The 16,846-nt window shown below is 29.3% G+C and carries 12 protein-coding genes; 9 read left to right on the forward strand and 3 right to left on the reverse strand.

Annotation, left to right across the window (positions count from 1 at the left end; genetic code table 11):
- The 3 genes from EJ01_RS14110 to EJ01_RS14120 all read right to left on the reverse strand — a co-directional run.
- The coding region (locus EJ01_RS14110; RefSeq protein ID WP_048192898.1) for a class I SAM-dependent methyltransferase at positions 1–726 on the reverse strand (726 nt) is incomplete at its 3' end.
- A gap of 37 nt (positions 727–763) precedes the next feature.
- On the reverse strand, positions 764–1,741 hold the full coding sequence (locus EJ01_RS14115) for a hypothetical protein (RefSeq protein WP_052376230.1): 978 nt from the start codon (positions 1,739–1,741) through the stop codon (positions 764–766).
- Between the two features lie 222 nt (positions 1,742–1,963).
- Positions 1,964–3,343, reverse strand: a complete 1,380-nt coding sequence (locus tag EJ01_RS14120; RefSeq protein WP_084689242.1) for a nucleotide sugar dehydrogenase — start codon at positions 3,341–3,343, stop codon at positions 1,964–1,966.
- A gap of 577 nt (positions 3,344–3,920) precedes the next feature.
- Between EJ01_RS14120 and EJ01_RS14125 the strand changes: the two genes are divergently transcribed.
- The 9 genes from EJ01_RS14125 to EJ01_RS14165 all read left to right on the forward strand — a co-directional run bounded on the left by EJ01_RS14125 (position 3,921) and on the right by EJ01_RS14165 (position 16,842).
- Positions 3,921–4,298, forward strand: a complete 378-nt coding sequence (locus EJ01_RS14125; RefSeq protein ID WP_048082381.1) for a hypothetical protein — start codon at positions 3,921–3,923, stop codon at positions 4,296–4,298.
- 321 nt (positions 4,299–4,619) lie between these two features.
- Entirely contained in the window at positions 4,620–6,107 is a 1,488-nt protein-coding gene (locus EJ01_RS17880) for an ABC transporter permease (protein WP_245611223.1), read from the forward strand.
- Between the two features lie 34 nt (positions 6,108–6,141).
- Positions 6,142–6,876 (forward strand): ABC transporter ATP-binding protein, encoded by a 735-nt coding sequence (locus EJ01_RS14135; protein WP_245611224.1) that lies wholly within the window; start codon positions 6,142–6,144, stop codon positions 6,874–6,876.
- A gap of 44 nt (positions 6,877–6,920) precedes the next feature.
- The gene (locus tag EJ01_RS14140) at positions 6,921–8,078 is read left to right on the forward strand and encodes a CDP-glycerol glycerophosphotransferase family protein (protein ID WP_048082382.1); all 1,158 of its coding nucleotides are present in this window, start codon (positions 6,921–6,923) and stop codon (positions 8,076–8,078) included.
- Between the two features lie 98 nt (positions 8,079–8,176).
- Positions 8,177–9,949: a CDP-glycerol glycerophosphotransferase family protein gene (locus EJ01_RS16750; RefSeq protein ID WP_052376231.1), complete on the forward strand. Its 1,773-nt coding sequence runs from the start codon at positions 8,177–8,179 to the stop codon at positions 9,947–9,949.
- A gap of 598 nt (positions 9,950–10,547) precedes the next feature.
- A complete protein-coding gene (locus tag EJ01_RS16755; RefSeq protein WP_052376233.1) occupies positions 10,548–13,514 on the forward strand; it encodes a CDP-glycerol glycerophosphotransferase family protein in 2,967 nt (988 codons plus the stop codon).
- Positions 13,515–13,853: 339 nt separating this feature from the next.
- Positions 13,854–14,558: an IspD/TarI family cytidylyltransferase gene (locus EJ01_RS14155; RefSeq protein ID WP_048082383.1), complete on the forward strand. Its 705-nt coding sequence runs from the start codon at positions 13,854–13,856 to the stop codon at positions 14,556–14,558.
- Between the two features lie 2 nt (positions 14,559–14,560).
- Positions 14,561–15,586 (forward strand): ribitol-5-phosphate dehydrogenase, encoded by a 1,026-nt coding sequence (locus EJ01_RS14160; protein WP_048082384.1) that lies wholly within the window; start codon positions 14,561–14,563, stop codon positions 15,584–15,586.
- A 242-nt stretch (positions 15,587–15,828) separates the two neighbouring features.
- A complete protein-coding gene (locus EJ01_RS14165; RefSeq protein ID WP_048082385.1) occupies positions 15,829–16,842 on the forward strand; it encodes an acyltransferase family protein in 1,014 nt (337 codons plus the stop codon).
- Positions 16,843–16,846 lie beyond the last annotated feature (4 nt).

Raw genomic sequence — 16,846 nt, forward strand, 5'->3', positions numbered from 1 at the left:
AGAATCTAATTTCTTTTCATATTCAGTTACTTTATTTTTATAAATTTGTTTTTGAAGTTTAAATTCACCAAAGTAACTGTTGTTAAGTTGTTCTAATGTAAAATTGCTGGTATCTATATTTTTGGTATTGGCATAGATTAAGATTAATTGTTCTTTTCCCCAATAACCTCCAGCATCAAAAAATAGTCTATCTATTTCTTTATAATGAACTAGTTTATGATTTTGGATATTTATAGGAAAGGAATTATAATCAAAAGAGTAAAAATGTTCTTTATGGAGATCTTTTTCTTGAAATGGAATTATTAAAATAAAATATTTATCTGCCAAACTTATCATATGACTTAAAAGTTCAAATGGATTTTCAAAATGTTCTAATGTATGTGAAGATATTATTACATCATAATGATTATTGAAGTTAGTGATATCTGAGCGTATAAATGAATTATCAGGATATACTTTTTTAGCTTTTTCTATAGCATAATCAGAAAAATCTACACCTGTAATTTCTGATTTTTTGAAATATTTTTTAAATAAATCAACACCTTCCCCCATTCCACATCCTAAATCACATATATTAAAGTTATTATCATATATTTCATTTTTTAACCAGTCTGGTATATGCTCTAACAAAATATTATAATGAAATAAAGTCTGTTCATTTCCTTTATTTAATTCCCAATCTCCTGACTTAAATCTATTATCCCAATATTTTTTATTATTAATCATATTAACCTCATTTTGTTAATTTAAGATTGTTTTTAGGTTATTTCACTTTTTTAGCTAGTTTATTTTTGAATTTATTAACCATACCTTCATAATTTTTTTTATTTAACAAATAATCTTGATATTCAATGCTTGAACTGACTTCATCTATATTATTTTTACATTTGATAGCATGTTCATTTGTCTTAAAATGATCTTTAATCATTTTAATAGTCTCTTCCTTGTCCATTACGCCATTATGTCCATCTTCACTTTGATATAATACTACATTTACTCTATTATCAAATTTCAGCGAAGGTAAACTATTAATAAAAGGAACAAAATGATCTAATAAATCAATTTCAGAATTCACGTTAAGTAAGTAAGTAATGGGAGGTATATAGTTTTCACGTTTAAACATTTCTATAACATCAAATCTATATTTATATTGCGTTAAAGCTGTTTCTGAGTCCAAATCATCAAAACAAGTTTTTATAATATTATCAAAATGATCTTTCAAATTTTTACAGAATATTTGGGGATTGTTAGCTATAGCTGCGGAATTTTTAATTAAAGTAGCTAAAATAATTGAAGTAAAACCTCCACCTGAACTACCAAAAAATAGTATATTTTCATGCTTAATATTTTTTTTAAGGGCTAAACTATGTATTATATCTGCTATTATTGATAAATACCATTCCTCTGATTTCCCAACACCCCATCCTAATGATAAATTTGTAGCACCCCACTTCAAAGGTACTTTTGGATTAATATACAATGTGGGGTCATTGTAATAAATTACTGACTCATCGAATTGAGTTTGCCAGCTGAATCTATTATAAATTGGGGGTGAAATTTTCTTTGGATCGAATGCTCCCGAACCGAAGCATATTAAATTTTTGTTATTGCTTGAAAATCTAATGAGAAACTCATATTTAACATTATTATGATTAATCTGTAAAGAAAATAACTCATTCAAAGGAAATTCAGCATTTTCTAAATCATACATGTCCAAAATAAACTCTTTAATTCCATCCATAACCGTGAACTCCATATTTTAGCATATCTATTCCTTTTATTTATTAAATTTTCAATATCCCTATTTAAATTCATTATTTACATACTGTATTTAGTATTAATCAACTAGTTGAAAATATAAAGAGTCAAATGAATTTCTATTTATGTATTTTTAAGTGTTAACGTAATGGTTGTAATTATAGCTTATTCGACAGCTAGTTTTGAAAAAATTTAAAATCAAATATTAAGGCTTTTCGGCCCCATCTAATATGATTCTTTTATCTTCAAAATCATTTGAATCTAAAAGAGAATAATTAGGAACATATGGCCGTCCAACTCCTTTAAAGATAATTCCTTCATTTTTAAATCTTTCTGGGTCTAAAATAGGACGAGTACATATAAAAATATGACTTTTTATCATTGCAGGAGTTAAGTCACAGTATTGATCATGGTCAGTTATCAATACAGTGCAGTCACAATTAAGGGCTTCTTCTATTTTTACAGGTTTTGCTCCCATGTTAATAATCACTTCGGGACTAACGTAAGGATCATGAACAAGAACTTCTGCCCCTTGAGAAATTAAATCATTAATAAGTGGTTTGGCAGGAGTTTCTCTGGTGTCTGCAGTATTACCTTTATATGCGACTCCCAATATGCCGATGTTTGAGTGTAAAGTAGATTTTCCAATTTCATCTAAACTATTTTCAACCATTTGGGCCACATGATGAGGCATGTGGTTATTTATATCTCGGGCAGTTTTAATAAGCCTGGCTTCGATGCCCTGCTTTTCAGCCATTTCTATTATGAAATAGGGATCAACAGAAAGACAGTGTCCCCCTACTCCAGGGCCTGGAGAAAGTATATTGACTCTAGGATGGAAATTAGCTGCTTTTATAGCTTCAATGGCATCTATGCCTAATGATTCACATACCATGGCAAGTTCATTTGCTAGGGAAATGTTGGTATCTCGGTATGTATTTTCCATTAACTTAACCATTTCAGCAGTTACTAGATTTTCAACGGTTATAATTTTTCCCTGGGTAATTTTTCCATAAAGAAAAGCTGCTTTTTCAGCGCTTTCTTCATTAAGTCCCCCTATAACTCTAGCATTATGAGTCATTTCATAAAGAGTGTTATTGGGTAATGCTCTTTCAGGTGTATAAGCTACTCCAAAGTCTACGGAAGCTTTAAGGCCACTTTGCTCAAGTATTGGAATCACCGTTCTTTCACAAGTATATGGTGGAACAGTGCTTTCAATTATTACCAGATCTCCTCTCTTTAATCCATGAGAAACAGTTTCGCATGCAGAAATAACTGCTGTGAGATCAGAACAGTTATTTTCATCTATAGGAGTAGGTACTACTATGATCATGACATTAGATTCTTCGGCGGCTTCAATACCGTCAGTACTTGCCGATAATAGTTTTTTGGTTACTCCATCTTTAACTAGCTTAGCTAAACCCGGTTCTAAGATTGGTGAACATCCTGAGTTAATTGAATCTACTATTTTTTGGTTTATATCTACTCCTATTAGTTTAAAGCCATTTTTTGCAAATAAGGCAGCGGTAGGAAGTCCTATATATCCTAAACCAAATAGAGCTATTTTGTAATTTTTTTCTGCCATTGTATCCCATCCCCTTATTAAGAAAATTTATTGATAATCAGTATACTAATATAAATCTTAATTTTTTATTTACTTTATTAAATATTTCGATTATAATAATGCTGTGTGGCCTAATCATACTTTAGTTTGAATATGGGCTAATTTAATTATTATTTAAACTTTGTTTTATCATAAAATGTTGAAAGTAGTTTTTAGTTAACTAATTCAATCTTTTTTTATAAATTAAATTTAATTTGGCACTGTTTTTTTTTTAACATTACGTATAGTTATATTATTTTTTAAATTTTAATTTACAATTTAACTGCATTTTTGGAAAAAAGATAATAATCAAACTTATGTTTATATTAATATGTTTTTGTATACTTTAACTAATTAAAAGTCAAGTATACTGTCAATTTATGAATAGATTAATAAAAATATGTATATTTTGCTAATAAATAACATATTAGGTTAATCATGATACTTAAGTTTGATATTTAATGATTTACTTTAATTTGAGTACATATTAAAATAGAAAATAATAAATAAAATGGAATTATAGATATCTATTTATAAAACTAAAAAAAGAAGGACCTATATGAAAATACAAGATAAAATAATTGTATTATTTGTATTAGTAAACTTTATAGTTATGGGGCTGTATTTTAGCACAGTAATAGCTTCCACTGACGGAAATAACAGCCAAAATACCATAAATACAAGTCTAAATAATAGCAATTCAACTTTAAATCAGAGCAATGAAACAAATGGCACTGAAAAATTGAATAGCAGCAATGTAACATCACAGTATTCTTCAAGCAGAACCTATAGAAGTAGTACTCAGTACAGTCAACGAGACAACACAGGGTATACTGGTAATTATAGAAGTAATTCGGGTGGAACATCTCGAGATAGCTCTGATAGGAACTCTCAAGTTGATACAGGGACTGATGATTCTGGTGAGATTTTACAATAATCAGATACCTATCAATCTGTACTAACTGCTTAATTAGAAATATATTAGATCCATTTAAGATTCAATGCTGGAAATTTGCATATTTTATTTTTAAGTTTTTAAATTAATTAATCTTAGATAATATGAAAAGATATATCACTCTAAAGTAAACATTATATAGGCGATTATTCCATTTAATATAAGAACTGTAATTTAAATTCTGTTTTTAACAGTTGGATATTATTACAAATCTAAACTAATTTAACATGGAAAAAATTTTATATTAAAATAATCTGTTCCTAGTATACAGTGATTACAAATACGAATATTCAAAGGTAAAGCATGAATGAAATTAAAACATCTAATACTGACATTGGAATTGTAGTTATTCTTACTACTTTAAGCATTATTCTATTCAACATTCATGCGCTAAATAATATTGAAATAATGATATTTCTTAAAATTATCGTATTTTTCTTGCTTGGATATTCATTACTAGCTATAATATTTCCATATAACAATATTAGTAAAACTAAATTTTTTTTAGCCAGCGGATTATGGAGTTTAATAATTGTTTTTGCCCTAGCATTAGTACTGGGAGTAGTTTTAAATTTTAGCAGTGAAACATTTATCAATATTTTACTTATAATTACCAATGTCTTTATTGCAGTTGCTTTTATAAGAAGAGCTAAACTGTCAAAGAAAATAGAAAATGAATATATTGTCTGTGAAAACTGCAGAAGCTACTATAAGCTCAAGGAAGGTGAATCATTAGATGATTTTGAAGCTTGCCGCTGTGGGGGTAGGCTGAAGTATGCTGATGAAACATTTTCACCTGCACCTGTAAATAATAATGCTGTAAATATTTCTAAAGGTACCAAAACTAATGAAAATTTCTCTAAACTTAAGTTATTGCTGGCTGCATCACTAATTATAGTTTTGGGGATTATTTTAAACTTTTTGGTTGGTATTCAACTAACTTCAATTAGTTTATCTTTAATTATCTTGTCTTTGGCTGGTTATTTACTTAAAGTGAATTATAACGTTATATCTAAACACAGGTTTATTGCTAACTTTTCAAAATACAGGTTTCTCCTTTTAGAGCTTGTAAAAAGGGACATTAAAATAAAGTATAGAAGGTCTGTACTTGGAATATTCTGGAGTTTTTTAAATCCATTATTAACTATGGTAGTATTAACTGCTATATTTACAGCTCTTTATAAAAGCAATATACAGAATTTTCCTGTTTATGTATTAGTTGGAAAAATAATATTTGATCTATATGCTCAGGGAACTAGTGCAGCTATGAATTCAATTAAAAAGAATGCATCTATCATTAAAAAAGTATACGTGCCAAAATACATGTATACTCTGGGTGTGGTTCTATCCAGTTTCGTAACTTTTGCACTTTCTCTTATAATTCTTTTCTTAGTAATGGTTGTTACAAATGCTCCTTTTACAATATACATATTATATGCAGTTTTACCGATTTTATTACTTCTCATATTTACAGTAGGTATGGGCCTCATACTTGCCACAGTAACGGTGTTCTTTAGAGATATAGAACATTTATATGGAGTTTTTACAATGCTTTTAATGTATGGAAGCGCAATTTTTTATCCTATAACAATTATTCCAGATAACTATCGTTTTATATTTGAGCTAAATCCGGTATATGCATTTATAAGTTTATGCAGGGATTCTTTCTTATATGGACAAATATTTAATCTAAATACTTTGTTATATGCATCAGTTATGGCAGTAATAGCGCTAGTTTTAGGGATTATTTTATTTTATAAATATCAGGATAAATTTATATTATATGTTTAAAAGTCAAATGTAATTATTATTATCAGGTGATAATTTGGATAAAACGATTATCAAAGTTAATGATGTTGGAATGGAATTCAATTTAAGTCAAGAAAAAATAAGTGATCTTAAAGAGTATGTTATTAAGTTTTTAAGAAGAGAACTTTTTTTTCAGGAGTTTTGGGCTCTTAAAAACGTGTCGTTTGACGTAAAAAAAGGGGATAGAGTTGGGATAGTCGGATTAAATGGTGCAGGTAAAAGTACACTTCTCAAAATAATTTGCGGGGTTATGAAACCTACTGAGGGTAATGTTAAAATAAACGGTAAGATCGTACCTTTACTGGAATTAGGTGCAGGATTTGACAGTAATTACACGGGTAGAGAAAATATATTCCTCAACGGTGCTATGTTGGGATATAGTAAAAAATTTTTAGAGGAGAAATATGACGAGATAGTGGAATTTTCAGAGATTGGGGAAAAATTTATTGATGTTCCTATTAAAAATTATTCGTCTGGAATGAAGGCCAGATTGGGCTTTTCTATAGCTACAGTTGTTGAACCTGAAATACTTGTTTTAGATGAGGTTCTATCTGTAGGTGATGCAAAATTTAGAAAAAAAAGCGAAGAAAGGATAATGTCGCTTTTTAAAAAAGGAGTAACAGTTTTATATGTATCTCATTCGGCAGGTGAGGTCAAAAGGCTCTGTAACAAGGCAATATGGCTTGAAAAAGGAAAATTAATCATGCAGGGAGATGTGGAAGAAGTTTGTGCAGCATATGAAAAAAGCTGAAACTGCCTGAATTTAATTATTTTTTTTACTATGGGTTAGATATCATGAAAAATACTAAATACAAACTATTTGCTGCATTTTTTAACTTTTACAAACACATATTCAAAATAAATAATAATAGAGTATCTTTCATAATAATCAATAAGGATAAATTCAGGGGTAATTTGAAGTACATTTACAATGAAATGAATAAAAGAAATGAACATTTAGAATGTAACATTATTTCAAGGGATGAATATAATTTAAGTGGAATGAACTCTGTAAGCGGCGCTTTAAGGAAAATTTTCGTATTACTTAGATTATTTCTGGTTAAATCCTACAGATTAGCTGTTTCCCGTTATATCTTTTTGAATGATAATTTTTTACCCATGGCTTATATGGATTTAGATCTAGAATCTGATGTTGTTCAGGTTTGGCACGGTCCAGGAGCCTTTAAGAAATTTGGTTTATCCTCTGTTACTGATCCTGATTTGATAGATTTGGAGAAACGAATTTCTGAGAAACTGGATTATGTGGTGGTGAGCTCTAAAAATGTAGCCCCGTTTTATAAGGAAGCATTTGGAGTAAGTGAAGAAAAAGTAATCCCTTTAGGAATTCCAAGGACTGATTACTATTTCAGGGAAAATAATCTGGTAGAATTAAGAAATAAGTTTGAAAATTTATACCCTGAATCTAAAGATAAAAAAATTGTTTTATATGCCCCTACTTTTAGAGAAAATTCTTTTCATGATAAAGATATAATTAAAAATTTTAATATAGACTTATTTAATCGTGAATTAGGAGATCAGTATATTTTAGCTGTAAGATTGCACCCTCGAATAAACAGTGCAGATCTATTAGATGATTATAATTTAATTGATGTTACAAATTATAAGGACGAAAAGGAGCTGCTGCTACTTGCCGATATTTTAATAACTGATTATTCATCTATAATGGTAGAATATGCCCTTTTAAATAAGCCAATTATTTTTTATCCATATGATTATAAATATTACACCCATATTGAACGAGGATTCTACTTTGACTATAAAAAAAGAGTACCCGGGCCTGTTACCTGCCATATGGAAGAGCTTATAGATATAATTAAAAATGATGATTTTGACTTAAATAAAATAGAAGAATTTACTGAATTACAGTTTGATTATTTCGATGGGAATTCTACAAAACGTATTGTGGACTATATTCTTGATAATAATAAGTAATTTATTTATAATTTTGAAATAATACTTTATTTAGAAATTACACTTATTTGGCCAGTATTATTACATATATTACTAGTTAATACAAGTGATTCATTATTATGGACGTTTATACCATGTTTCATTCATTTCAGCTAGAAAAATTTTTTATTGAAGAAAAAATACTGACAGTTTCAATAAATGGGACCTTTGATTATCTAAACAATTCTAAAAAGCCTAAACTAAGTATAACATTTGATAATGGGGCAGAAAATAGAAGATTGCCCTTACAAGTAACAAGTTTTTATTTAGATTCAGGTAAATGTTTTATCCACGCAGAATGTGAATATGAACTGGAATATTTGTTTTGGAGGGAAAACTATGACTGTATTTCCATTAGATTTTCATTGATGTACGGTGGAAATTACATCGATAATTTGAAACTGAATTTTAAAAACAGTATTTTAGCATCTGATAATATTTACTATAAAGTTGCAGATAAAGATGAAAAAGTAGTTATTTTACCTCAAAAATCTTTAGAAGAACATAAACGGTTAAACAGTAAGTATGGGCCTTTGATAACTATTTATAGTTATCTATTATTCTTTATGGCCGTTATTTTGATTCCTTTATTTGCTTTAGATGCAGTTCTGGCTCAAAAAGGGATCTCAGAAAAATCTCCTGATTTTAAAAGAACTCATAATAAGTTAATTGCGGTTTTATTCCATATCAACTGGAAAATATATGAGTTTTCAGCACATGGTTTGGGTAGAAGGCGTTTTAAATTGTGGATCATGGGGCGATTATATAATTTACTGCGCAGGCGCAAAGTAAGGGAAAATCAGATAGCATTTGTATCTGAAAGAAGAGAGGATCTTACAGGTAATTTTGAGTTTATTTACCATAAAATAGGAGATGATCCATCTATTTCAATAGTCAAATTCTTAAACACCAAACCTATCAAAAGTTTGAGTATTATGGAAATGATTAATTATGTAAACATTCTATCAACCTCCAAAGTTATTTTACTGGATGATTTCATGCCGAGTATACATACATTTGATCTTAAAGATGATATCACTTTAATACAGCTGTGGCATGCCGTTGGGGCCTTTAAAACATTTGGATTTTCAAGGATTGGGAAAGAAGGAGGTCCACAGCAATTTTCTCCAAATCACCGTTCATATGATCGTGCTATTGTAAGTTCTAAAGAGATATCAAAGTTTTATGCAGAAGGGTTTGGCTTATCCAATGAAAAGGTTGTTGCCACAGGTGTTCCAAGGACAGATGTTTTCTTTGATGAAGAGTACAGGAAAAAAGTAGAATCTTCCTTTTATATGGAGTACCCTCATTTAGTCGATAAAAAAATAATCCTTTTTGCACCGACATTTAGGGGTGATGGAAAGCAGGATGCTCATTATCCAATGGATTTATTCAATCTAAAGCAAATTCATGAAGCCATTGGCGGGGAATATGTGGTCATAGTTAAACATCACCCATTTGTAACTGAAAAAATGAAAATACCTCCAGAATATAAAAATTTTATAATGGATCTCTCCAAAAATTCTGAAATAAATGATCTGTTATTTGTATCTGATTTAGTCATTACTGATTATTCATCAGTTATATTTGAATCATCTCTTTTAAATGTGCCTATGCTATTTTATGCTTATGATTTAGAAGAATATATTGATTCAAGGGATTTTTATTATGAATTTGAAACTTTTGTGCCGGGTAAAATAGTGTTTAATCAGGAACAGGTCATTAACGCAATTTTAAATGAAGATTTTGAAATGGAAAAGATTTCAAAGTTTAAAAATAGATTCTTTGATCATCTTGATGGAAGGTCTACAGAAAGGGTTGTTGACATGATCTATAAAATTTTGAACTCGTGATATGTGTCTTGTTTTATGTAGAAGTGTGAAAAATCATGTTTACATAAGATATTGATAACATTGATTAATTTAAGTTATACTTAACTTGAAAAAATTATTTTAACAGGGGACATATTGCATAAAATGATATGTAATTTCATATTTCATTATTAATTATAAATACAGACAATATTAAAAAGATATTGAAGTTTATTAACTTATTCTTTTAAGGATAATGGTTATTAAAGTGAAAGACAGTTATTAGAATAGTTATTAACCATCGTATAAAATATTAAATAAATGAGAGTTGAGTATTAACTCTGGGAAAGCATATCAACCCGAGGGAAAAGTTTCTCATTTAGGAGTATATGGATATCGGGTTTCAATTAATACTAGAATAGTACTAAAAAGTGTTTAAGATATTATGACAGCAGTATAAGAACAAAAAGACTTTAAAAGGTAATGGGACCATTATAAAAATACTGAAATTGTCAATTATTTGGAAAGTATATAAATTCCTTTTCTCTAATGGATATGATGGTATAAATGAATCATTTAGAAGAAATTAAATTCCAGCAAAATAGTTTGGGATAAAAAAAAATAATTTAATGGTTTAAATATGAGTTTTAAAATATCAGTTATCACCCCTGCATACAATGCAGAGGACTATTTAGCAGAAGCATTAGATTCACTGGTTAACCAGACGTTTCGTAATTTTGAAGTGATTATTGTCAATGATGGGTCTACTGATGGGACACAGGAAATTATTGATGAATACTGCCAAAAATATTCGAATTTCAGATCATTTACTCAGCCTAATTCTGGAGTATCTAAGGCACGTAATAAGGGCCTTGATGAGGCATGTGGAGATTATATTGCTTTTTTAGATGCTGATGATTTATTTGCTCCAAAAGCGCTTGAGAAAATGTATAGAACTGCATTTGAAAATGATGCAGAACTTGTAATAGGTCAAATAAGAGAATTCGATAATTTTAATTCACGACTTTATAATCATCCTCGGATCTTATCTAAAATGGAGCATATAGATAAATTTGATGATAATATTTTATGGAATTTCCTTTTAGGCAATAAACTGTTTTTGAAGGAGAAAATAGATGAATTAGATCTACATTTTGAGGATGTTAATTATTCTGAAGATGGTATTTTTGTAATGAATTACATTTACAACTGCAGTAAAATTACGGGATGTAATGATGAAGTGCTTCTTTACAGGAAAAGGAATTTCTGGGAAACAGCTTCAATTACCCAATCTATTGAAGTAAAATCCATAAATGATTATTTATCAGCTCATAAAATGATATATGATGCTGCAGAAAAAAGCCTTATTAAAAATCTGAACAAAGCCAAGACAAAAAATATAAAAGGAGAAATTTCAGAAGCTAAATTTTTATATTATGGTCATTTGGATTTAATTCTTTATAAAGAGGTAAATATACTGTTGGATCATTTTTATCGGAAGTTCTGGAGGGTAAGTGATGATTCAATTAAGTTAATTACAGATAGTATACTTTCATTTAAGGATAACATGTTTCATAATTCTTGGGAAAGACTTAAAAGTTCCTTTGGAGATTTGAGAGTTGATGAGTTAATTACAGATAAAATGGAAATGGCTTCTAATCCTCTTATAACTATTGCTTTAAACCCTGAAAATATTGATTTGAATGGAATGGAAAATTTATTATCATCAATTTATGCCCAGGATTTCCCTGCTTTTGAATTACTGGTAAATACTAGTTTAAAAGATGTCGTTTCGGATAATTGGTTGAATAATCCAAATTTAAAGTTTTTAGATTCAAAGGATAAAAAGTCATTTAAAAATAATTCTCTTACTCAAGCTAATGGTAATTTTATTTTATTTGTTGAGGATTTAGTTATTTTAGACCCTCGGACTTTAAGACATATGTTCAACGCATTTAACGACACCAAAATTAACATGGCTGCATTTAAAATCAGCAGGTTACATAACCATGAGATTTTAGATTACCATTCCCAGGAATTAGCTTACTCTTATAGAAACACGATAAATACTAGCCGGAAATCTAGATTTAATCATTTGGATCTTTATTTGAGTAATAAACTTTTAGAAGTTGGTTTTTTAAGAAAAGTTGGGTTTGAGTTTTCTAATGATTCTGCACAGGATGTTAAAAGGTTATATGAGAAGGCAAAGTTCAAAAAGGTGTCTAAGAAGTATATATTCAGCACTAAGGATGAAAAAGAATTAACTAAATTCTTGAAAAGTCATGATAAATCACTAACCATTAAAACAAATTCTCTTAATATTCTTAAGGACATTTTTGATTATGGGCTTAAAATCAGGAGATTAATTAAACATGGGCGCCCAAATAACAGTAAAAATCAATCTAATGATAAAAAGTTTAGTATTTACATCAAAATACTGCAAAAATTGCCTTTAAGAAATAGAATATTTTTCTATTCTATCCGCGGTGATAATAAACTGTTAGAAAATAGTTCTTATGTATACAATGGATTAAATTCTAATAAGATTTTTATCAGTAAAATTCTCCCTCATTCTGACAAAATGCAGTGTAGAATGTTATATTATTTAATTACCAGCAAAATAATAGTTACAGATGATTATTTACGTTATTTAAGACAGGTAGAACTTAAAAAAGAACAAAAGGTTATTCAATTGTGGCATGCCTGTGGGGCATTTAAAAAATTTGGTTTGGATCATCCATCTACAGATAGAGAAACTGAGATTAAAACTCATTCTCAATATACTGATGTTATAGTAAGTTCAGAACATGTCCGTAAATATTATGCCAGCGCATTTGGGTTACCTGTTAACAAAATAAGAGCTCTTGGTGTTCCCAGAACTGATATGTTTTTTGATGAAGAAAATAAAAAAACAATGCTCTATGACCTGTATCAACAGTTCCCACAATTAAAAGATAAAAAGATAATACTGTACTCCCCCACTTTTCGTGAAGATAACAACAGTCAACTTGAATATTTTGACACCAAAATCGATTGGGAAAAGTTAAATGCATCATTGAATGAGGATGAACTTTTTATAATTAATAAACACCCCTTGATGAAAGAAGATCTGTTAGAAGGTCAAAAATACAGTAAAATAATTGATTTAAGCAGTATTTCAACATATTCACTTATGGTAGCGTCTTATATGATGATCACTGATTATTCTTCTGTTATTTTTGAGTATGCGCTACTTAATAAACCCATGATATTTTACTGTCCTGATGAATATACTCGGGATTTTTATTTAAGGTATCCTGAAGATCTTCCAGGAACGATGGTGCATAATTCTAATGAACTGATCAAAGAAATACGTTCAATGATTACAGATCCTCATATAAAAAATCTTAAAGAGTTTAAAATGAAGTATATGGGTGCTTGTGATGGTAATTCGACTAAAAAAGTTGTAGAATTAATAGAAAGCTACTTGTCAAAAAATGAAATGCATGATATAAACCCATTAAATTCAGTTAAAAAGGACAATGAAGCATTAAGTCCGGATACAGCTAATATGTCCTTAAATAATGTGGAATTAGATAATTTATCAGCAAAATACTACAGAAAATAAATAAATTAAGTCAAAAATAGGAAACATAGATCATATCTATAAATCTATAATTTCTTTAAAGACTGTAATATGCAAAGAAAATACCAATACTATTTTTATATTTCAATGTATGGGATTTAATGTTTTAGTTTATATTTATTTAATTTTTTAAGACGTTATTGTATTAGATTTAAATCATTGAAAATTATATTAATAATTGGGAGATGTTTGCTAATTATGCAGATTAATGATCATGTTTATTAATGGGAAGTATAGTTAAAAATAATCTAATTAAGTTAACATGGCCCTACATTAAGAATAATTAGATATTATGTATTACGATTATGGAGAAGTATAATTATGATATTTGCAGCTATTTTAGCAGGCGGAATAGGTAACAGGATGGGAAATGTTGAAAAACCCAAACAGTATTTGCTTTTGGGAAATAAACCAATTATCGTCCATACTATAGAAAAATTTTTTATAAATGATAAGTTTGAAAAAATCATAGTTTTATGTCCAAAACCATGGATTAAACATACTAGAGATTTAGTTGATAAATATGTAGGTGAAACTGATCGTATTGCAGTTATAGAGGGTGGAAGTGTTCGTAATGAAACCATAATGAATGCAGTTAAATTCATTGAAGAAAATTACGAAATTGATGGCGAATCAGTTATTGTAACCCACGACTCCGTACGGCCATTTTTAACCCACAGAATTATTGAAGAAAACATCGAATTTGCAGGGAAGTATGGTGCGTGTGATACAGTTGTCCCTGCTACAGATACTATTGTTGAGAGTGCAGATGGAGAACTTATCAGTTCTATTCCAAATAGGGAATGCATGTTCCAGGGACAGACTCCTCAGTCCTTTAAAATATTAAAATTAAAAGAGCTTTACAATAGCTTAACTGATGAAGAGAAGGAAGTTTTAACGGATGCTGCTAAAATATTTGTTATTAAAGGAGAAAATGTTTATCTAGTTGAAGGTGAAGTTAACAATATCAAAATTACATACCCTTATGACTTGAAAGTGGCTAATGGTATGTTAAAAGGGGAATAAGAATGATAAATGCCATATATCGTGTGGTTTCTCCTAAACTTTTGGAAATAGCTTATGAAGAAATAGACCTTAAAGGTAATCATGTAATTGTCAGGCCCACTTATCTTTCTATTTGCAAGGCAGATCAGAGGTATTATCAGGGGTCTCGTGACCCAGAAATACTGGCCAAGAAACTTCCCATGGCTTTAATTCATGAGGGAATAGGAAAGGTAGTATATGATGGGAGTGGCAGTTTTGAACCTGGTGATACAGTTGTTATAGTTCCGAATACTCCTGTTGAAAGTGATGAAGTAATTGGAGAAAATTATCTAAGCAGCAGCAAATTTAGATCCAGTGGATTTGATGGATTTTTACAGGATTATGTAATTTCAACACCAGATAGACTTGTTAAAATTAATGGAAATATTAATTACTGCGTAGCTTCATTTTCTGAACTTATCAGTGTCTGTCTCCATTCTATAAATCGTTTGAATAAGTTTTCTCACAGCAGAAAAAATTCTATTGGAGTCTGGGGAGATGGAAATGTTGGTTTTATAACTGCTGTCCTGCTTAAATTCATATTTCCAGGGACAAAGATCATTGTGTTTGGAAAAAATCCCGAAAAATTGAGTTATTTTACATTTGCCGATGAAATTTGTTCAATAAATGATGTGCCTGATGATTTGAGGATAGATCATGCTTTTGAATGTGTGGGTGGCCAGTCATCGCAATCGGCAATTGATCAGATAATTGATCATATCAATCCTGAGGGGACAATTTCTCTTTTAGGGGTATCAGAATATCCGGTCCCAATTAATACAAGGATGGTATTGGAAAAAGGTTTAAGGCTTTATGGCAGCAGTAGAAGTGCAAAAGAAGACTTTGAAAATACAATAGGTATTTTAGAGAAATATCCTGAGATAGTTAATTATTTGGAAAGTATAATAGCTTCAGTATGCCCCATTAGAACTATAAATGATATAAGTCATGCATTTGAAAAGGATAATCAATTAAATTTTGGTAAGACTGTGCTTATTTGGGATAAATAATTAGCCATATGTTCTAAAAAGGTTAAATCTGAAAATAATTTAGTAATATATTTAAAATGTAGTGCATAAAATTTTAGATTTTAAAAATCATTTAATATTGAAGAAATGTTGCCCTTTGTATGAAGATATTAATCATTTATCTTCATATAAATCTTTTATTTAATATTATTTAGATTATTTATAAGGTATTATATTAATAGTAGGTTATACTAATTACATTGTAACAGATACTTGTGATTACAATGAATAGGGATCTCAAATTAGACAACTTAAGGGGATTGGCTATATTTTTAGTTGTTTTGGGCCATTTTATACAAGAAACTTCATTTAGTGGCTTATTTTCATATCAATTCATTTATACATTTATATATCTTTTTCACATGCCTGTGATGATATTTGTCAGTGGTTATCTTTCTAAAATTAGGCCAGATAATGTGTCAAGAGCTTTTAAAGCTGTTTTAATACCCTATTTAATATTTAACACACTCTGGATCATCGTTGCATTTTTACAAAATGGACACATACCTTCAGCTATGTATATTATACCTGAAGTTGGTTTATGGTACCTGTTAAGTTTATTCTTCTGGAGATCAATGCTGCCTGCGGCAAGTAAGATAAGATATGTCTTCTGGATCAGTATTTTACTGGCGCTATTTGTGGGAACTATTAATTTTAAAACTGGGCTTTTATCAATTTCCAGGACTATATGTTTCTTCCCTGTTTTCCTTTTAGGGTTCTACTTCAAAGATATAAAAGAAAAATTCACCATAAACAAATATCTGGCAGCTGGAAGTTTCATGGTTTTGCTTGTAGGAGCTACGTTATTCCTCATACCGCTAACTACTAAAATTTTATTTTTAAGAGATTCATATCATGTCATGGGAATGGGAAATCTAGAGGGTATAGCTTTAAGACTCATAGTTATGGTCGTGGGAATGGTAAGTACTATCCTTTTATTTAACTTCATGACATCTAAAGAGACTGTTTTAACTAAAGTTGGAAGAAATTCACTATCTGTGTATGTTCTACAGTTCTATTTCATATTTTATTTACCAGATATTCTCAATTACTTTGGTTTAAAGTTTATATTCCACAGTTATCTACTCACTACCGCCTATGTTATCTTAGCCACGGTTATAGTAACATTTATCTTATCACGTGATGTGGTAAATAAAGGCGTGAATACTTTGATAAAGAGCGTTACAAACTTTTTAATAAAGGAATACAATGTAATTTACACGCGGAAGTCAACATAAAGAT

Source organism: Methanobacterium veterum, from assembly GCF_000745485.1.
GTDB classification, from domain to species: domain Archaea; phylum Methanobacteriota; class Methanobacteria; order Methanobacteriales; family Methanobacteriaceae; genus Methanobacterium_D; species Methanobacterium_D veterum.